The 17,929-nt window shown below is 68.4% G+C and carries 17 protein-coding genes; 9 read left to right on the top strand and 8 right to left on the bottom strand.

Annotated elements, in window-relative coordinates; all coding sequences use genetic code 11:
- The first annotated feature begins 10 nt into the window (after positions 1-10).
- Complete coding sequence (locus AC1RNQ_RS08595; RefSeq protein ID WP_493170471.1) at positions 11-1,384, top strand: class II 3-deoxy-7-phosphoheptulonate synthase; 1,374 nt, start codon at positions 11-13, stop codon at positions 1,382-1,384.
- Positions 1,385-1,532: 148 nt separating this feature from the next.
- On the opposite strand, the gene AC1RNQ_RS08600 is transcribed toward AC1RNQ_RS08595, so the two are convergent.
- Positions 1,533-3,029: a M28 family peptidase gene (locus AC1RNQ_RS08600; protein WP_493170472.1), complete on the bottom strand. Its 1,497-nt coding sequence runs from the start codon at positions 3,027-3,029 to the stop codon at positions 1,533-1,535.
- Between the two features lie 315 nt (positions 3,030-3,344).
- Positions 3,345-4,151 (bottom strand): HpcH/HpaI aldolase/citrate lyase family protein, encoded by an 807-nt coding sequence (locus AC1RNQ_RS08605; protein WP_493170473.1) that lies wholly within the window; start codon positions 4,149-4,151, stop codon positions 3,345-3,347.
- A 79-nt stretch (positions 4,152-4,230) separates the two neighbouring features.
- Here AC1RNQ_RS08605 and AC1RNQ_RS08610 point away from each other — a divergent pair, with 79 nt between their 5' ends.
- Together AC1RNQ_RS08610 and AC1RNQ_RS08615 are read left to right on the top strand one after the other, a co-directional pair.
- Entirely contained in the window at positions 4,231-5,151 is a 921-nt protein-coding gene (locus AC1RNQ_RS08610) for an SPFH domain-containing protein (protein ID WP_493170475.1), read from the top strand.
- 1 nt (position 5,152) lies between these two features.
- Positions 5,153-5,599: an NfeD family protein gene (locus tag AC1RNQ_RS08615; protein WP_493170477.1), complete on the top strand. Its 447-nt coding sequence runs from the start codon at positions 5,153-5,155 to the stop codon at positions 5,597-5,599.
- Positions 5,600-5,739: 140 nt separating this feature from the next.
- On the opposite strand, the gene AC1RNQ_RS08620 is transcribed toward AC1RNQ_RS08615, so the two are convergent.
- Both AC1RNQ_RS08620 and AC1RNQ_RS08625 read right to left on the bottom strand, forming a co-directional pair.
- Positions 5,740-6,270 (bottom strand): GNAT family N-acetyltransferase, encoded by a 531-nt coding sequence (locus AC1RNQ_RS08620; RefSeq protein WP_493170478.1) that lies wholly within the window; start codon positions 6,268-6,270, stop codon positions 5,740-5,742.
- A 111-nt stretch (positions 6,271-6,381) separates the two neighbouring features.
- Positions 6,382-7,284: a metal-dependent hydrolase gene (locus AC1RNQ_RS08625; RefSeq protein WP_493170479.1), complete on the bottom strand. Its 903-nt coding sequence runs from the start codon at positions 7,282-7,284 to the stop codon at positions 6,382-6,384.
- 58 nt (positions 7,285-7,342) lie between these two features.
- Between AC1RNQ_RS08625 and AC1RNQ_RS08630 the strand changes: the two genes are divergently transcribed.
- From AC1RNQ_RS08630 to sppA, 6 genes are all read left to right on the top strand, one after another.
- A complete protein-coding gene (locus AC1RNQ_RS08630) occupies positions 7,343-7,954 on the top strand; it encodes a TetR/AcrR family transcriptional regulator (RefSeq protein WP_493170480.1) in 612 nt (203 codons plus the stop codon).
- 591 nt (positions 7,955-8,545) lie between these two features.
- Complete coding sequence (gene obgE, locus AC1RNQ_RS08635; RefSeq protein WP_493170481.1) at positions 8,546-9,586, top strand: GTPase ObgE; 1,041 nt, start codon at positions 8,546-8,548, stop codon at positions 9,584-9,586.
- Positions 9,587-9,688: 102 nt separating this feature from the next.
- Positions 9,689-10,084, top strand: a complete 396-nt coding sequence (locus AC1RNQ_RS08640; RefSeq protein ID WP_493170482.1) for an endonuclease domain-containing protein — start codon at positions 9,689-9,691, stop codon at positions 10,082-10,084.
- 11 nt (positions 10,085-10,095) lie between these two features.
- Positions 10,096-11,202, top strand: coding sequence for a glutamate 5-kinase (gene proB / locus AC1RNQ_RS08645; RefSeq protein WP_493170484.1), 1,107 nt, complete (start codon positions 10,096-10,098; stop codon positions 11,200-11,202).
- Positions 11,203-11,338: 136 nt separating this feature from the next.
- Positions 11,339-12,259 carry an NAD(P)H-binding protein gene (locus tag AC1RNQ_RS08650; protein ID WP_493170486.1) on the top strand — a complete coding sequence of 307 codons (921 nt, stop codon included), beginning with the start codon at positions 11,339-11,341 and terminating at the stop codon, positions 12,257-12,259.
- Between the two features lie 119 nt (positions 12,260-12,378).
- On the top strand, positions 12,379-14,364 hold the full coding sequence (gene sppA / locus AC1RNQ_RS08655) for a signal peptide peptidase SppA (protein ID WP_493170487.1): 1,986 nt from the start codon (positions 12,379-12,381) through the stop codon (positions 14,362-14,364).
- A gap of 274 nt (positions 14,365-14,638) precedes the next feature.
- On the opposite strand, the gene AC1RNQ_RS08660 is transcribed toward sppA, so the two are convergent.
- From AC1RNQ_RS08660 to AC1RNQ_RS08675, 4 genes are all read right to left on the bottom strand, one after another.
- A complete protein-coding gene (locus AC1RNQ_RS08660; RefSeq protein WP_493170489.1) occupies positions 14,639-15,541 on the bottom strand; it encodes an alpha/beta fold hydrolase in 903 nt (300 codons plus the stop codon).
- Positions 15,542-15,594: 53 nt separating this feature from the next.
- Positions 15,595-16,920: an oxygenase MpaB family protein gene (locus AC1RNQ_RS08665; RefSeq protein WP_493170491.1), complete on the bottom strand. Its 1,326-nt coding sequence runs from the start codon at positions 16,918-16,920 to the stop codon at positions 15,595-15,597.
- Between the two features lie 45 nt (positions 16,921-16,965).
- Positions 16,966-17,196, bottom strand: a complete 231-nt coding sequence (locus AC1RNQ_RS08670) for a hypothetical protein (protein WP_493170493.1) — start codon at positions 17,194-17,196, stop codon at positions 16,966-16,968.
- A 102-nt stretch (positions 17,197-17,298) separates the two neighbouring features.
- Entirely contained in the window at positions 17,299-17,925 is a 627-nt protein-coding gene (locus AC1RNQ_RS08675) for a trimeric intracellular cation channel family protein (RefSeq protein WP_493170494.1), read from the bottom strand.
- Positions 17,926-17,929: the final 4 nt, after the last annotated feature.

The raw sequence follows: 17,929 nt of genomic DNA on the forward strand, positions 1-17,929 counted from the left end.
TTTTTCGGTTATGACACAGCAATGGCAGCCGCACAGCTGGCGCTCGCACGAAGCCCGCCAGCTTCCCACCTACCCCGACGATGCCGCGCTCGCCGCAGCCGAGCGCGAGCTGTCGAACTATCCGCCCCTGGTCTTTGCGGGCGAAGCGCGCGACCTGACCCGCGACCTCGGCCGCGTCGCCGAGGGCAAGGCCTTCCTGCTCCAGGGCGGCGACTGCGCCGAGAGCTTTGCCGAATTCCATCCGAACAACATCCGCGACACCTTCCGCGTGCTGCTCCAGATGGCGGTCGTGCTGACCTTTGCGTCGAAAATGCCCGTGGTAAAGCTCGGCCGCATGGCGGGCCAGTTCGCCAAGCCGCGTTCGGCCGACATGGAAGACATCGGCGGCGTCGAGCTGCCGAGCTATCGCGGCGACATCATCAACGACATCGCGTTCGAGGCCGCGGGCCGCGCCCCCGATCCGCAGCGCATGATCAAGGCGTATAACCAGTCGGCGGCGACGCTCAATCTGCTGCGCGCCTTCGCCGGCGGCGGTTATGCGAACCTGCACCAGGTCAACGCCTGGACGCACGACTTCATGGACCGCAGCCCCTGGGCCAAGAAATATCAGGAAACCGCGGCGCGGATTTCCGAAGCGCTCGCCTTCATGGAAGCGTGCGGGGTGACGCCGGAGACGGTGCCGCAGATCAAGGGCACCAGCTTCTACACCAGCCACGAAGCGCTGCTGCTCCCCTATGAGCAGGCGCTGACGCGGCAGGACAGCCTGACCGGCGGCTGGTACGACACCTCGGGCCATTTCCTGTGGGTCGGCGACCGCACGCGCTTCGAAGGCTCGGCGCATATCGAGTATCTGCGTGGTATCGGCAATCCGGTTGGCATGAAATGCGGGCCGAGCCTCGAGCCCGACGTGCTGCTGCGCCTGCTCGACACGCTCAACCCCAATCATGTCGCGGGCCGCATGACGCTGATCACCCGCTATGGCCACGACAAGATCGAGGCGCATCTGCCCAAGCTGGTGCGCGCGGTGAAGGAATCGGGGCACCCGGTCGTCTGGTCGTGCGACCCGATGCACGGCAATGTCATCAAGACGCCCAACGGCTACAAGACGCGCCCGTTCGAGCGCATCCTCGCCGAAGTGCGCGGCTTCTTTGCCGTCCACCGCGCCGAAGGCACGCATGGCGGCGGCATCCACATCGAGATGACCGGCCAGAATGTCACCGAATGCACCGGCGGCGCGATGGACGTGACCCAGATGGACCTCGCCGACCGCTATCACACGCATTGCGATCCGCGGTTGAACGCGGGGCAGTCGCTGGAGCTGGCGTTCCTGCTCGCGGAAATGCTCAACCAGGAAATGGCCGAGCGGGCGAAGCAGGCGGCTTAGCAATAATTCGTCGCCCCCGCGCAGGAGTGAAGGGTCGGATTGTCCCCCGGACAATCCTTGGACATGCGGGGCATGTCCAACCCTTAACTGGCCGCCATCGGCCTAGCGCAAGGTTGCCAGCGGCCCCCGCCTGCGCGGGGGCGACGTGTTATTTCTCGGCCCCGCTCCACGCCTTGGTGTCCGCGAACACGCGCCCGAGCGCGACGTGCAGGTCGGCGTCTTCCGCCGCGCCGCCGAGCGGGATCTTGTCGCTGAAATTGTCGGCCGCGCGGTGATAGTCGCTCTCCAGGAACGCCTCGAGCAGCGGCATGTCCGAAAAGCTGCCGCCGACCATCAGCGACGGCACGCCCTTGGCGCCGAGCGCCCAGCCGTCCTGCCGCTGGACGAAGGCATCGGCCTCGCCATCCTCGTCGAGCTTGCGGCCGAGGTCGGCCGCGACCTTGCGGATCACCGCATCATAGGCCGGACGCCCGCGCCCGATCGTCGCGACCGGCGTGCCGCGCGGCGAAATGGCGATGGTGTCGATGTTGAGCGCGACGGTAATATCGGTCAGCGGCACTACGGCGTGGTCGGCAAAATGATAAGCGCCGATCAGCCCCTTTTCCTCCGCCGTGGTCGCCATGAAATAAATGTCGCGGTCGGGGCGCGGGCCGGCCGCGAGGCGCTTCGCGACCGCATTGAGCACCGCGATGCCGCTCGCATTGTCGACCGCGCCGTTGCAGATGCGGTCGGCGTCGCCTTCTTCGCCGCAGATGCCGAGATGGTCCCAATGGCCGAGGAACAGCACCGCCTTGCCGTCGGGCCTGGCGCCGGGCAGCCTGGCGATGACATTGTGGCTGGCGAAGGGGCGCACTGACGTGGTCGCCGACAGATCGGCGGTCAGCGGTAGCACGAGGCCGCGGTAATCGGCACTCTTCGCCGCGGCTATCGCCGCGTCGGCTTGCTTGCCGAGCAAAGTCTGGACCGCGGGCTGCGCGATGAAGCCGCTCGCCTGCGCGCCGGGCTTGGCGCTCGCGAGGCGCACCGTCTTGCTGCCGAGCGAGGCGCGGAGATCGGCCCAGGGCAGGCTGTCGGGCGCGACGACCAGCACCGCCGCCGCGCCGGCATCGGCGAGCATCTGGCGCCGTTCGCGATAGCGCGGCAGCTTGTCGCCGAAGGGCGCGTTCTCATAAAGCAGGATCGCAAGCTTGCCCGCGACGTCGGCATTGACCTTGCCCGCACCATCGACGCCATAACCGACGAAGACCACGGGCACGTCGGCGAGCGCCAGCGACGGGTCGCGGCCGGTCAGGATCAGGCCGTCGTCGGCGAGCTTGACCTCGCGGCCCTTGGCCTTGAATTTGACGCTGCCCGACGCCGACTGGCTTTCGACCAGCGGCACCGGCTGCAGCCAGGGGGTCGCGCTGCCCGGCACGGGTTCGAGGCCCAGCTTCGCCCATTGACCGACGATCCACGCGATGGTGCGGTCCTCGCCCTCGGTCCCTGGCGCGCGGCCTTCGAAGGCGTCGCTCGCGAGGACGCCGATGTCGGCGGCGAGCTCGGCCTCGGTGACCGGGGCGTCGACGGGCTTGGCGTGGACGGTGGGGGCGGCAAGGGCCAGGAGGGCGACGGCCGCGATCGCGGCGCGAAACTTAGTTGCGTGCATGGGCGCGCGGCATGGCATGCTCGCGAAAGCCGGGCAAGGCGCGTTCGTCGAAGCAGGGCGGGTGTTGGTCAGGTCGGGTGGTGGGTCGGTATCGGCTTTGGGGTGTTCTAAGACGCTAAAACCCCTCCTCTTCAGAGGAGGGGCAGAGAGACTTGGTCAGGCGCAGCCGGGCCTTAGTCGAGCGGGGTGGTGCGGGAAGCTCGGCTCTTTCCTTCGACCACCACCCCGCTGCGACTAACGCGCAAGCGCGTAAGTCTCGCTACCCCTCCTCTGAAGAGGAGGGGCTGGGAAACGGCAGCCACCGCCCGATGCCAGTCACCGACCACCCGCCCGCTCCAGCAGCGCCCTTGCCGCCGCGACGTGCATGTCCTCGATCATCCGCCCGTCATGCCGCTGCGCGCCGCCGGTCGCCGCCGCGACGAGCGCCTCGGCGGCGGCGATCTCACGCGCCGACGGTGCGAAGGCGGCGTTGCACGGATCGACCTGCGACGGGTGGATGAGCGTCTTGCCGTCGAAGCCCAGCCACCGCCCCTCGGCGGCCTCCGCCGCGAAGCCCGCGGCATCGTCAATCTTATTATAGACGCCGTCGAAGCACCGGACGCCGCCCGCGCGCGCAGCAAGGACAATCGCCTGGATCGCATGGCTCATCGCGCCCCGGTCCATGCCGTCGGGCAGCTTCAGTTCGTGCGCGAGGTCGTTGAGCCCCGCGACCAGCCCCGCGACCGATACGTCGGCGGCGATGTCGCGCGCGGCATAGATGGCGGTCGGCGTCTCGATCATCGCGAGCAATGGCAAGCCCAGCCCGCGCGCGGGTTCGAGGTCGGCGACCGCATCGACCTTGGGCAGCACGACGGCGTCGAGCGGCAGCCCCGCGACCGCATTGATGTCCGCCGCCTGATGCTCGCTGCCCGTGCCGTTGATCCGCACCGCGATCCGCTTGCCCGGATAGCCCGCGGTCACCGCGGCGCGCATCGCATCGCGCGCCTCGGCCTTGCGATCCGCCGGCACCGCATCCTCGAGGTCGACGATCAGCATGTCGGCGGCGAGCCCTTGCGCCTTTTCGAGCGCGCGCGCGTTCGAGCCGGGGACATAGAGGAGCGAGCGGGGCGCGAAGTCGGTCATGCGCTTTTGTCTGGCGCAAAGGGCCCAAAGCCGCAATAAAGAAGGGCTTGCAGGTGGACATTTGCGGAGGGGATGGACGATGGGTTATGTGGCGATTGCCGGGGTCGTGCTGGCGCTGGTGTTCGTGCTGTGGGCGCTGACGCCCGTGCGGCAGGGCTATGCCTATACGATCGAGCGCTTCGGCCGCTTCACCCACACCGCGCAGCCGGGGCTCAACTTCATCATGCCGATCTTCGACCGCGTCGGTCGCAAGGTCAATATGATGGAACAGGTGCTCGACATTCCCGGCCAGGAAATCATCACCAAGGACAATGCGATGGTCGCGGTCGACGGCGTCGTCTTCTTCCAGGTGCTCGATGCAGCGAAAGCCGCCTATGAGGTCAGCGACCTCTATCTCGCGATCATGAACCTGACGACGACCAACCTGCGCACCGTGATGGGCTCGATGGACCTCGACGAAACGCTGTCGAAGCGCGACGAGATCAACACCCGTCTGCTGCATGTGGTCGACGATGCGACGACGCCCTGGGGCGTCAAGATCACGCGTGTCGAGATCAAGGACATTCGCCCGCCCGCCGACATCTCGAACGCGATGGCGCGGCAGATGAAGGCCGAGCGCGAGAAGCGCGCCAACATCCTCGAAGCCGAGGGCATGCGCGCCTCCGAAATCCTGCGCGCCGAGGGCGAGAAGCAGGGCCAGATCCTGCAGGCCGAGGGCCGCCGCGAAGCCGCCTTCCGCGACGCCGAGGCGCGCGAACGCGAGGCCGAGGCCGAAGCCAAGGCGACGCAGATGGTGTCGGACGCGATCGCCGGCGGCAATGCGCAGGCGATCAACTATTTCATCGCGCAGAAATATGTCGAGGCGGTGAGCCAGTTCGCGACCAGCCCCAATGCCAAGACGATCCTCTTCCCGGTCGAGGCGACGCAGCTGATCGGCACCCTGGGCGGCATCGGCGAGCTCGCCCGGGATGCGCTCGGCAAACGCGACGGGGGTCAGTGAGATGCCCGACTGGCTGGCCAACCTCGACCCGCACTGGGCGTGGCTCGCGCTCGGCGTGCTGCTCGCCGCCGCCGAGATCGTAGCGCCGGGCTTTTTCCTCGTCTGGCTCGGCGCCGCGGCGATCGCGACCGGGCTGCTCGCCTGGGTGCTGCCGATCGGCATCCCGCTGCAGCTCGTCATCTTTGCGATCCTGTCCTTCGTCGCGCTCTACACGACGCGCCGCTGGCTGAAGGCGAACCCGATCACCAGCACCGACCCGCTGCTCAACCAGCGCGGCGGCCGGCTGGTCGGCGAAGTGCTGACGCTGACCCACGGAATCGAAAACGGCCGCGGCCGCGCCAAGGTCGGCGACGGCGAATGGCCGGTGCGCGGGCCGGACGCCGCCGAAGGCAGCAAGGTGCGTGTGGTCAGCGCCGACGGCGGCGTGCTGGTGGTGGAGCTGGCCTGACCGATCCTCCCCGCTTGCGGGGAGGTGGCAGTCGCGCAGCGACTGACGGAGGGGGGTGGCGCCCTCAGGCAACGCCGCCTCGGAACGCGAACCCCCTCCACCGCCCTTTGGGCGGTCCCCCTCCCCGCAAGCGGGGAGGATTAAGCGCCGCGCACCCGCGCGTAGACATTCACCACCTCGGGCAACACATCGCTTTGCCCGATCAGCCCGAACCCCAGCTTCGCCGCGACGCGCTCGGACGCGCCGTGTCCCGGCTCGATGATGCAGCGCACATCCGCGGCGTCGAGATTGGCGTCGGCCCACGCCAGCACCGCCGCCATCGCCTCGGTCGCGAGGCCGCCGCCCCAATGGTCGGCGTCGAAGGCCCAGCCCGCCTCGGGCTGGCCTTCCAGTTCGGGGATGCCGCGGCCGAAATAGCTGAGCCCGCCCATGCCGATCAGCCGGTCGCTGGCCTTGTCGGCGAAGACCCAATAGCCATAGCCCATCACCGGCCACAGCCCCGCGGCGGACAGGAACTTGCCCCAGCTGACGTCGGGCGCGCGCGGTTCGCCGCCGATGAAGCGCGTCACGCGTTCGTCGGCCCACATCGCAACATGGTCGGCCTTGTCCGACAGGCGATGTTCGCGCAGGCGCAGGCGGGCGGTCTCGATGATCGGGGGCGTGGTGAACATGGCGCCCCGGCTATCAGCGCGCGCGCTGCACAGCAAGCCGCCGGTCCCGCGAAGACGAAGCCCCGGAAATGGGGAGAGAGAGCCCTTTGAGGCTCCGCCTTCGCGAGCCGGTCAGGCGGCCGCCGCCGCCAATTCCTCGTGCCGCGCCGGCGCCGAGCTATGCTGCGGCATCACCGCATCGGCATAATCGCTTTCATGGAGCTGGATCAGCGCGCGGTCGTCGTGGTTCCACGGGTGGAAACCCGGGAGAAAATAGCTGAGCCACGGCAGGAAGCTGCGGCGCAGCACGCCAGGCTTGCCCAAGAGGTACCACCAGATGCGCGCGGTGACGCGCCAGCCGGTCAGCCCGTCCTGCTTCAGCAGCGCCTTCATCCCCTTGACGCGCTTCGGCCAGAAGCGGCTGGTGACGAGCAGCATCATGATCGATTTCGCACGCCAGCGCCTAAAGCGGCTCCAGTCCTTCGTCGCGTGCAGCCAGGTGTCATAGGCGACGCCCTTATGCTCGATCTCCTCGATCGCGTGCCATTTCCACAAGGCCGCCCATTCGGGCTCGGCGCCCGCGTACATTTTGGGATCCTTCAGCATCACCGCCGCCATCATCGCGGTATAATGTTCGAGCGCGATCGTCGCCATCAGGTTGACGATCTGCGGGCGCTGCTTGATCAGGTCGAGCACCTGGTTGACGTCGTCCTCGAGCTCCGAAAGATCGTAGCCCGCCTCCGCCGCCTTCTTGTTGAACACCACATGCTCGCGGCTGTGGATCACTTCCTGCTGGGTGAAGGCGCGGATTTCGCGCGCCAATTTCTCGGGGACACCCTCGCGGTGCGCCTTCACCGCCTCGATGAACATCGCCTCGCCGCGCGGGAAGGTCACCGACAGCGCGGTGTGGAACGCCGAGGCGATCGGGTCGTCGTTCAGCCACCAGCGCCCCTGCCGGTCGTCGCGCCCGAAGCGCATGTCGCGCGGGGTGATGGCGAGGTCGGCGGGGGTCGGGTTGTGGGAAAGGCTGGACATATGTTTGTCACCGTTCGAAAGGGATCATGGGGTGGAGCAATAGGGCTTATTAACATATATGTCAATAGTAGCGAAGAAGCGCCTGAGTCCCGAGGAGAGCCGATCGGCGGCGCTCGAAGCGGCGCGGACGATATTGGTCGAGATGGGCCCCGCGGCGGTGACGCTGAAAGCCGTGGCGGCGCGGATCGACCGCACCCACGCCAATCTGCTCCACCATTTCGGCAGCGCCGCGGGGCTGCAAAAGGCGCTCGCCGCCTATCAGGCCGAAACCGTGTGCGCGACGATCGGCAAGAAGATGGCCGAATCGCCCCCGGGCGAGCGCAATGTGCGCGAGATCGTCGACCTCGCGTTCGACGCCTTCAACGAAGGGGGCGCGGGCGCGCTCGCGACCTGGATGGCGGCGACGGGCAACGACGACGCGCTCGACCCGATCGTCGAGGCGATCCACCGCCTGATCGACGGCATGGCGCCCGACGCGCATGAAAAGCGACTGATGCACGAAGATACGCTGGCGCTGGTGCTGATGGCACTCGGCGACGCGCAGCTGGGCGGACCGATGGCTGAGGCGCTCGACCTGCCGCGCGACACCTCGCGCGTGCTGGCCACCGAACTGATCACCGGACGGATCGCGAAATTCTGGGCCGAGCATGGCGGCAAGCCGGGGGGCTGAGCGGGGTCGAACGGCGGGTATCGGGCGGTTGCGGCCGTTCGCAGGGTTATGCTCTCTCCCCTTGAGGGGAGAGATACGCAGGCTTGGCAGCTTGCTGCCTAGCCGGAGTTGAGAGGGGTTTCCGACCGCCGACGTCCAAGCACCCCTCTCCAAGCTTCGCTAGCTCCTGACGGAGCAAGCTGCGCTATCCTCTCCCCTCAAGGGGAGAGGGCTAAACGTCCGCTAACTACCCCAAAACCGCCGCCCTCAAAAAAGGCCTTTCCTAAAAAATCCGGCTATGCCAGCGTCGATCTCGACTCTTCCGCTCGGCGAATACAGCGGTCTCCGAGGTCTCTATTCGGGAGGCGCACAGGGCTGAACTTTCCTGAACTTTGGAATAAGGCAAAGGCAGCTTCCCACCCCAACCCGGCATCAACGCCGCTGGCAATTTTGTTGCGCGCGCGCTAAGGGGCCGCTTTCCCCATCCCGTTCGCATCGAGCGAAGTCGAGATTCCTCTCGGCTCGGCGCTGTGTTGCGGGGTGTCTCGACTTCGCTCGACACGAGCGGGTTTAGAGGTTTAGTTCCAGCTTCCCGCGCCCGAAGGCCCCGCCATGCATTTCCTCGACCAAGCCAAGATCTTCATCAAGTCCGGCGACGGCGGCCCCGGCGCCGTGTCGTTCCGGCGCGAGAAATATATCGAATATGGCGGCCCCGACGGCGGCAACGGCGGCAAGGGCGGCGACGTGATCTTCGAGGCGGTCGCGGGGCTCAACACGCTGATCGACTTTCGCTACACCCAGCATTTCAAGGCCAGGCGCGGCACCCCCGGCGCGGGCCGCGACCGCACCGGCGCGGGCGGCCCCGATCTCGTCATCCAGGTGCCGATCGGCACGCAGATCCTGGGCGACGACGAGGAGCGCAGCCTGCTCGCCGACCTCACCAAGGAAGGCGAGCGCCTCGCCTTCCTGCGCGGCGGCGACGGCGGGCGCGGCAATGCGAGCTACAAGACCTCGACCAACCGCGCCCCGCGCCAGCACGGCCCGGGCTGGCCCGGCGAGGAAATGTGGGTGTGGCTGCGCCTCAAACTGCTCGCCGACGCGGGCCTCGTCGGCCTGCCCAATGCCGGCAAGTCGACCTTCATCAACGCGGTCAGCAATGCGCAGGCCAAGGTCGGCGCCTATGCCTTCACCACGCTCCGCCCGCAGCTCGGCGTCGTCAGCCACAAGGGGCATGAGTTCGTCGTCGCCGACATTCCCGGGCTGATCGAGGGCGCCGCCGACGGCGCCGGGGTCGGCGACCGCTTCCTCGGCCATATCGAGCGCTGCCGCGTGCTGCTCCACCTCGTCGACGCCAATGACGAGGATGTCGCGACCAGCTACCGCATCGTGCGCGACGAGCTCGAGGCCTATGGCGCCGACCTGATCGACAAGCCGGTGATCGTCGCGCTCAACAAGATCGACACGCTCGACGACGAACTGATCGCGGCACTGTCGGCGGAGCTTGCGGAAGAGAGCGGCCACCCGGTGATGGCGCTCTCGGGCGCGAGCGGCGCGGGGATCGATCCGGTGCTCGACAAATTGCTCGAGATCATCGCCGGCGACAAAGCGGGCGAAGACCCCGAGGATGGCGACGGGGAATGGTCGCCGGTTTGATCCGACCGATATGGATCGGCCCCCTTCTCCCGCTGGCGGGAGAAGGATAGCACAGCTTGCCGCCGCAGGCGGCTAGCGGCGCTTGGATGAGGGTGGAGCGACATGGCGATAGCACGCAGGACCAACCCCAACGCCCGCAACCTGCGTCGCAATTCCACCGACGCCGAACGCGCCTTCTGGTCGCGCGCCCGGAACCGTCAACTCGACGGGTACAAATTTCGCCGGCAAGTCAGCATCGGCTCCTATATCGTCGACTTCGCCTGCATCGAGGCCAGGCTCATCGTCGAACTCGACGGCGGACAGCATAGTGCGGAAGTCGACGCCGCGCGCACGGCCTTTCTCGAAGCAAAGAATTTCCATGTCATCCGCTTCTGGAACAACGATGTGCTTCTGAATATGGAGGGCGTGATTTCGACGGTGTTGGGCGAACTGGCGCAAACGCCGGCGAAGGCCGCACCACCCTCACCCAACCCTCTCCCGCCAGCGGGAGAGGGCTAGAAGAACCGTCCATGTCGCTGTTTCCACCCGCCTCCTGCCCCCGGCTGATCGTCAAGATCGGCTCGGCCCTGCTCGTCGACCCGGACGGCGCGGTGCGGCGCGACTGGCTGGCAGGGATCGCCGCCGATATCGCAGCGCGCGTGAAGGCGGGGCAGCAGGTCGCGGTGGTCTCGTCGGGCGCGATCGCGCTCGGCGCGCGGCGGCTGGGCCTTGCGAAAGGAGGGCGCGCGAGCCTTGAGGATGCACAGGCCGCGGCTGCCACCGGGCAGATCGCGCTGAGCCAGGTCTGGGCCGAGGTGCTCGGCGCCGAAGGGCTGACCGCGGCGCAGATGCTCGTCACGCTCGACGATCTCGAGCATCGCCGCCGCTATCTCAACGCCGCCGCGACGCTCGGCCGCTTGCTCAGCCTCGGTGTCGTGCCGATCATCAACGAGAATGACAGCGTCGCGACCGAGGAAATCCGCTTCGGCGACAACGACCGGCTCGCGGCGCGCGTCGCCCAAGCCGCCGCCGCGGGCGGGGTGATCCTGCTCAGCGACATCGACGGCCTCTACGACCGCAACCCCGCGCAGGCGGGCGCGCAACATATTGCGCGGATCGAACGCATCGACGCCGGTATCGAGGCGATGGCCGACAGCGGATCGGCCTCGGGCATGGGGTCGGGCGGCATGGTGTCGAAGATCGCCGCGGCGCGGATCGCCAATGCCGCGGGCGCGCATCTCGCGATCGTCTCGGGCCATATCGACCACCCGCTGTCGACCGAGGCGCGCCACAGCCTGTTCGTCGCCGAAAGGGGCGCGAGCGCGCGCAAGGCCTGGCTCGCGGGCGGGCTGACCGCCAAGGGCCGGCTGACCATCGACGCGGGCGCAGCCAAGGCGCTGCAGGGCGGCGCCAGCCTGCTGGCCGCGGGAGTCACCGCGGCATCGGGGCGTTTCGCGCGCGGCGACATCCTCGACATCGCAGGGCCCGACGGCCGCGTCGTCGCGCGCGGCCTCTCCGAATATCCCGACGCCGATGCGGCGGCGATCCTCGGCCTCGGCCGCGACGCGCAGGAAGCCGCGCTCGGCTATGCCCCGCGCGCCGCGATGGTCCACCGCGACCATATGGTGCTCTTGTGATCCTCCCCTGCAAGGGGAGGGGGACCACCCGCAGGGTGGTGGAGGGGCACCATCGGTCGGGCGCTGCGTTGGACTGCCCGTACCCCTCCACCATGCTTCGCATGGTCCCCCTCCCCGTTCCGGGGAGGATCGGAATATGACCGCCCCCACCCTCGCGATGACCGGCGCGACCGGCTTCGTCGGCGGCGCGACGTTGCGCCGCGCGGTCGAAGCGGGCTGGCACGTCCGCGCACTCACCCGCCGGCCGCAGCCCGAGCGCGACGGCGTCACCTGGATTATGGGCGCGCTCGATCAGCCGGACAGCCTGGCCGCGATGGCGGCGGGCAGCGACGCGGTGATGCATATCGCGGGCGTGGTGAACGTGCCGACGCGCGCCGCGTTCGAGGCGGGCAACGCTACCGCGACCGGCCATGTCATCGATGCCGCGCGCGGCGCCGGGATCACGCGCTTCGTCCATGTCTCGTCGCTCGCCGCGCGCGAGCCCGGTATCTCGAACTACAGCTGGTCGAAAGCGCGCGCCGAGACGATCGTCAAGGCGAGCGGGCTCGACTGGACGATCGTGCGTCCGCCCGCGGTGTTCGGCCCCGGCGACACCGAGATGCTCGACCTGTTCCGCATGGCGCGGCGCGGCATCGCGCTGCTGCCGCCCGCAGGGCGGATGTCGGCGATTTATGTCGACGAACTCGCGCGGCTGCTCGTCGCGCTCGCTGCCGACCGCGACGCGAGTATCGGCCAGACCTACGAGCCCGACGACGGCAAACCCACCGGCTGGTCGCACCGCAGCTTCGCGCGGATGATCGGGCGCGCGGTGGGGCGCAGCCATGTCTCGACCCTGTCGGTGCCCGCCGCGGTGCTCAAGGCCGGCGGGCGGATCGACAAGCTGGTGCGCCGCGGCCGCGCGAAACTGACACCCGACCGCGCGCGCTATATCGCGCATCCCGACTGGGTCGCCGCCACCGGCGCCTGCCCGCCGCCCGAGCTGTGGCGCCCCGATCGCGACACCGGCGAGACGCTGGCCGAGACGGTACGCTGGTATCGCCGCGAAGGGTGGCTCTGAGCTTTTAGACCCCTCCTCTTCAGAGGAGGGGTTGGTGAAAAGTCGTTGGCCCCCTCCCCATCGCCCGCCCGTCGAAGCGTGCATTGCCAACGGCGGGCGGCATCCCTAGGTTTGCGTCCATGACCGACACCACTACAAACACCAACGATCCCGCTGGCCCCTGGGCGATCCCCGTGCGCCGCCCGCTGCCCGGCGACGACAAGCCCAAGAGCACGACCAGCTTTCCGCGCAAGGTCTGGAACCTGCTCGTCGCGATCAAGGACGGGCTGGCGCTGATCTTCCTCCTGCTCTTCTTCGTCACGCTCTTCGGGCTGCTCGCAGGGCGCCCCAACGCCGGGCTGCCGGTCAGCGAGGGCGCGCTGCTGATCGAGCTCGACGGCATCGTCAGCGAACAGCCCGCCGAGATCGATCCCTTCGCGGCGCTGTCGGGCGGCAATAACCTCAAGGAAGTCCGCGTCCGCGACGTCGTCCACGCGCTCGAAAGCGCCGCCGACGACAAGCGCGTGACCTCGGTCGTGCTCGACCTCGACCGCTTCCTCGGCGGCGGGCAGGTGTCGCTCGCCGAGATCGGCGACGCGATCGACAAGGTGCGCGCGAAGAAGAAGCCCGTGCTCGCCTTCGCCACCGCCTATACCACCGACAGCTACCAGATCGCCTCGCACGCCAGCGAGGTCTGGGCCGACCCGATCGGCGGCGTCGCGATCGCGGGGCCGGGCGGATCACGTCTCTATTACAAGGGGCTGATGGACCGGCTGGGGGTCACCGCGAACATCTATCGCGTCGGCACCTTCAAGAGCGCGGTCGAACCCTTTCTGCGCAGCGACCAGTCGCCCGAGGCCGAAGCCGCCAACCTCGCCTATGCCGGCGCTTTGTGGGAGCAGTGGCTGGCCGATGTGAGGAAGGCGCGGCCCCAGGCGAAGATCGATCCCTTCATCGCCGACACCGGCGCTGCAGTGCGCGCCGCGGGCAACGACCTCAGCAAAGCCTCGCTCGACGCCGGGCTGGTCGACAAGCTCGGCAGCCGCATGGCGTTCGCCAGCCGCGTCGCCGAGATCAGCGGCGCCTATGACGACAGCCAGCCGTGGAATTACAACGCCATTCCGCTCGAGAATTGGGTCGCCGCCAACCCGCCCGCGCAGCCGGGCAGCGCGATCGCGGTCGTGCCCGTGGTCGGCGAGATCGTCGACGGCGAAGCACCCAACGGCGTCGCGGGCGGCGAGACCGTCGCGCAGCACATTCTCGACGCCGCCGCCGACGACAGCGTCAAGGCGGTGGTGCTGCGCGTCGATTCGCCGGGCGGCTCGGTGCTCGCCTCCGAACAGATCCGCCAGGCCTTGCTCGCCGCCAAGGCGAAGAAGCTGCCCGTCGTCGTCTCGATGGCCAATGTCGCGGCGTCGGGCGGCTACTGGATCTCGACCCCCGCCGACCGCATCTTCGCCGAGCCCGACACGATCACCGGCTCGATCGGCGTCTTCGGCATCCTGCCGAGCTTCGAACAGACGCTCGCCAAGGTCGGGGTGACCACCGACGGCATCGCCACCACCCCGCTGTCGGGCCAGCCCGACATCCTCGGCGGGGTCAATGCGGAGTTCAACGCGCTCGCGCAGGCGAGCGTCGAGGATATCTACGCGCGCTTCACCGGCCTTGTCGCCAAGAGCCGCAAGCAGCCGCTCGCCAAGGTCGAGGAAATCGCCGAGGGCCGCGTCTGGGCCGGCGGCACCGCGCGCCAGATCGGGCTCGTCGACCAGTTCGGCGGGCTGCCCGACGCGATCGCCGCCGCGGCGAAGCTCGCCAAGGTCGACGGAGAGGTCCACGCCAAATATTTCGAGAATGAACCGAGCGAATTTTCGAAGATGCTCGCAAAGTGGACCGGCGCCGAACAGCCCGAAGAGACGGCGGCAAGCCCACGCGGCTGGTTCGGCATCGCGGCGATGAACCGCCAGATGATCGAGCGCCGCGTGATCCAGGACCTCGCGCTGCTCACCGAGGCGGGGTCGGTGCAGGCGAGCTGCCTCGACTGCCGCGCCTATCTCCCCGCGGTGCCGCGGCCGGGCAAGGCCGAGGCAAAGGGCTTCCTCGCAACGCTGGCGTTGTTGATGAAGTAAGCGACGGTGTAGGTCGCGACTTGCGACAATGTCGGCTTTGGAGTGGGAAACGGACCTAAAACCCCTCCTCTTCAGAGGAGGGGCAGAGAGACTTGGTCCGGCGCAGCCGGGCCTTTAGTCGAACGGGGTGGTGGCCGAAGGCTTACGCCCAGCCGCGGCCACCACCCCGCTGCGACTAACGAACAAGTTCGTAAGTCTCGCACCCCTCCTCCGAAGAGGAGGGGCTGGGAATGTCCGCTCCCGCCCGAAACCCGCCTCTCCTACGCGAGACCGCTCAAGCCGCCACAGCATAATCCCGCGCATGCCCCGCAACCGCATCCGCCAGCGTATCGACCAGCGCCAGCGGCAGGTCGTGCCCCATGCCGGGGATCGTCAGCAGCCGCGCGCCGGGGATGTTCGCCGCGGTATCCTTGCCGCCCGCGAGCGGGACGAGCGGATCGGCCTCGCCGTGGATGACGAGCGTCGGGGCCTTGATCATCTTCAGCATCGCGCGCCGGTCGCCGTCAGCGACGATCGCCGCCATCTGGCGCGCGACGCCCTGCGGATACCAGCCGCGCTCGAAATCGGTGCGCACGCGGCGCTGCAGCCGCTCCTCGGTCGCGGGATAGGCGGGGCTGCCGATCACCCGCGCGGCGCGCACCGAATAGGCGATCATATCCTCGGGATCGCCGCTCATCGGGCGGTTGGCGAGCACCGCCATCGCGTCCTTGTTGGCGCGCGGCAATTTGGCGTTGCCCGTCGTCGACATGATCGAGGTCAACGACAGGGTGCGCTCGGGATAGCGCGCCGCGATATGCTGCGAGATCATGCCCCCCATCGAGGCGCCGACGATATGCGCCTCTGCGATGCCCAGATGATCGAGCAGGCCGATCCCGTCGGCCGCCATGTCGGCGAGCGTATAGGCCGGCCGCACCGGCAAACGCAGCGCCGCCTTCACGAACATCCATTTGAGATTGGGAACCCCCGCCGCCTCGAAGCGCGTCGACAGGCCGACGTCGCGATTGTCGTAGCGGATGGTGCGAAAGCCGTGCGCGACAAGCGCGTCGACGAACTCGTCGGGCCACAGCGTCAATTGCCCGCCCAGCCCCATCACCAGCAGGATCGCGGGCGCGTCCTTCGGCCCCTTGTCTTCATAAGTGACCTTGATGCCGTTCACCTGCGCTTCGCCGATCGTCATATCTGCGCTTATCCTTTTATCCAGATGTCAGTTTGCCGCACCGTGCGGCGCGGTCAAGCCATCGCCGGGCGATATTCGGAAGCGTCCGAGCGGAACTCGGCATGGCCGTATCCGGCGAGCTGGCGCTCGATGCGGCGGATGAGGTCGCGGTCGGCGAGGCGGCGCACGCCGGGCAGCCGCAACGCCGCGCGGTACGCCGCCATGCGCCCCGCGACCCCGAGCATCGTCGCGCCATAGATGAGGTGGTCGCGCTTGCCGACGGGCACGCCGACGCTCGCCGCGCGCTCCTCGTCGCCGTTCAGGAAGGCCTTGACGAAAAACACCCGGCTTGCCGAGCGTTCGAGGCGCCGCGTGAGCCGTCCGCGCGGCGACACGTCCTTCGACAGCTCGGCCTCCATCGTCGCGCGGAGCAGCCCGCCGCAGATGCGGTCGTCATATTCGTAGCGCAAAGTCGCGCTCCGCGTGCGCCAGATGCGGACGATCTCCTGCGGCGTGTCGGCGAGCAGGTCCTCGGGCAGGCCGAGCAGATAGCAGCGGTAGCGCGCGAGCTCGACGCGCCCCCGCTCCTCGCGGGTGAAGCTGGCCCGCCCCTTCGCCAGCACCTCCTGCGACAGGAAATAGACCGGGATCAGCCCCGCGGGCATCTGGTCGAGCTGCGGGATCGGCATGCCATAGGTTTCGACGTCCCATAGGCCGGGCCGCGACAGTATGTTGACGCGCACCATCGAATGCATCAGCCGCACCATCGCCGCCGCCTTGAACCCCGGGCCGAAGCGCTCGAGCGCGCCGGGCAGCGCAGTAGTGGCGAAGAAGGTCGCGGTCTCCTTCACCCGCCGCGCCGCGGTCGCATGGCCGAGCGTGCCGGTGAGCGCCATCGGCAGCGCCGAATATTTGTTGAGGAAGGTCGCGATGAAGGCGCCGCGGATCAGGAAAGGCGCGAGGTTCGCGGTGGCGTTGCGCTCATAGGCGGCGCCCTCCTCGACCAGTTTCATGTCGAGCCAGTCGGGCACGACCTCCATCTCGCCGATCAACCGCGCCAGTTCGGGCGGCGCGGCAGCGACCGCATCGATGCCCTTGTCGCATGCCTCGACGAGCATCGCGACGCTGCGCTGGAAGCCATAGCGCGGCATCAGGGCGGCATAGGCGTCGCCCGAGCGGTCGCCGAGCATCGTATATTCGCGGATACGCGCGACGAGATCGGCGTCACCCAGATAGTCGGCGCGATCGACCCCGCGCACGCGCCCCAGCTCGGTGACGTCGCCCGCCTCCGCTGCCCAGCGTTCGGGCGCGCGGTCGAAATCGATCCGGCCAAAGAGATCGGGCAGCGCGACGGCCTGGTCGCGCACCCGGCGGGCGATGGTGCTGACATCCATGTTCATAAGCCGAACCTGCCACAGATTTGGCATTTGGCAAGTCCGGCGCCGTCAGACAGCGGGACGAAGCCAAGGGAAAGATCGGAATTGCACAGCGGCAACCTGGCCAAATGCCCTGCGCGCTGCGGCGAATATCTGCCCCAACCGGTCGCGCATGACAAGCAGCAGGAGGACCGGCGGCATGCCGAGCAGCAGCGCCCCGGCAGTGCCGGATGCGTTGCAATCGGCCGTGCAACCGGCCGGTGCGACCCCCGCGCCGAAGCTGATCAGCAAGATGTCCAAGGCCCCCACGCGCCCCTTTCGCGGCGGAGCTAGGCGGGCCGGGTTAATCCTTTCTGACAGCACGTGCGCCGCGCGGGCGATTGCGTCCCGAAGCGGGACGGCTCAGCGCGCGAGGTCGCGATAGGCGGGCAACGCGAGCGACCAGCGGATCGCCGCGCCGCGCAGGACGAAACCCGCGACTGCGCCGCATACCGCCGCGACCGGCGTCCCCACCCCGAACCACAACAGCAGCAGATAGAGGCCCGCCGCGAGCGCCGCCGCGGTGACATAGATTTCGGGCCGCACGATGATCGACGGCACCCCGGCGAGAATGTCGCGGATCGTGCCGCCGACGCAGCCGGTGATCACGCCCATCAGCAGCGCGGGCACCGGCGGCACGCCCCAGGCGAGCGCCTTGGCGGTACCGAACACCGCATAGGCCGCGAGCCCGACGGCGTCGGCCCATTCGAGCAATTGCCCCTGCCACCAGCGTTCGGGGGTGATCCAGACGACCAGCGCGATCGCGATGCACACCGCGGCGATCGCGCCGTCCTGGACCCAGAAGACCGGCGCGCCGATGAGCAGGTCGCGCACGCTGCCCCCGCCGACTCCGGTGACGAGCGCGAAGAACATCGCGGTCACCAAAGTCTGCCGCAGCCGCACCGCCATCAGCGCCCCCGACAGCGCAAACACCCCGATGCCGACGAGGTCGAGCAGCCGGACGAGCAGCATATTGTCGAGGCCGAGCATCGGC

The organism is Sphingopyxis sp. GW821-FHT12F08 (assembly GCF_058806755.1).

Bases quoted from the DNA above. Each gene is read 5' to 3' on its own strand.
- AC1RNQ_RS08595 (WP_493170471.1), top strand. From the start codon at position 11: ATGACACAGCAATGGCAGCCGCACAGCTGGCGCTCGCACGAAGCCCGC.
- AC1RNQ_RS08600 (WP_493170472.1), bottom strand. From the start codon at position 3,029: ATGCACGCAACTAAGTTTCGCGCCGCGATCGCGGCCGTCGCCCTCCTG.
- AC1RNQ_RS08605 (WP_493170473.1), bottom strand. From the start codon at position 4,151: ATGACCGACTTCGCGCCCCGCTCGCTCCTCTATGTCCCCGGCTCGAAC.
- AC1RNQ_RS08610 (WP_493170475.1), top strand. From the start codon at position 4,231: ATGGGTTATGTGGCGATTGCCGGGGTCGTGCTGGCGCTGGTGTTCGTG.
- AC1RNQ_RS08615 (WP_493170477.1), top strand. From the start codon at position 5,153: ATGCCCGACTGGCTGGCCAACCTCGACCCGCACTGGGCGTGGCTCGCG.
- AC1RNQ_RS08620 (WP_493170478.1), bottom strand. From the start codon at position 6,270: ATGTTCACCACGCCCCCGATCATCGAGACCGCCCGCCTGCGCCTGCGC.
- AC1RNQ_RS08625 (WP_493170479.1), bottom strand. From the start codon at position 7,284: ATGTCCAGCCTTTCCCACAACCCGACCCCCGCCGACCTCGCCATCACC.
- AC1RNQ_RS08630 (WP_493170480.1), top strand. From the start codon at position 7,343: ATGTCAATAGTAGCGAAGAAGCGCCTGAGTCCCGAGGAGAGCCGATCG.
- obgE (WP_493170481.1), top strand. From the start codon at position 8,546: ATGCATTTCCTCGACCAAGCCAAGATCTTCATCAAGTCCGGCGACGGC.
- AC1RNQ_RS08640 (WP_493170482.1), top strand. From the start codon at position 9,689: ATGGCGATAGCACGCAGGACCAACCCCAACGCCCGCAACCTGCGTCGC.
- proB (WP_493170484.1), top strand. From the start codon at position 10,096: ATGTCGCTGTTTCCACCCGCCTCCTGCCCCCGGCTGATCGTCAAGATC.
- AC1RNQ_RS08650 (WP_493170486.1), top strand. From the start codon at position 11,339: ATGACCGCCCCCACCCTCGCGATGACCGGCGCGACCGGCTTCGTCGGC.
- sppA (WP_493170487.1), top strand. From the start codon at position 12,379: ATGACCGACACCACTACAAACACCAACGATCCCGCTGGCCCCTGGGCG.
- AC1RNQ_RS08660 (WP_493170489.1), bottom strand. From the start codon at position 15,541: ATGACGATCGGCGAAGCGCAGGTGAACGGCATCAAGGTCACTTATGAA.
- AC1RNQ_RS08665 (WP_493170491.1), bottom strand. From the start codon at position 16,920: ATGAACATGGATGTCAGCACCATCGCCCGCCGGGTGCGCGACCAGGCC.
- AC1RNQ_RS08675 (WP_493170494.1), bottom strand. From the start codon at position 17,925: ATGCTCGGCCTCGACAATATGCTGCTCGTCCGGCTGCTCGACCTCGTC.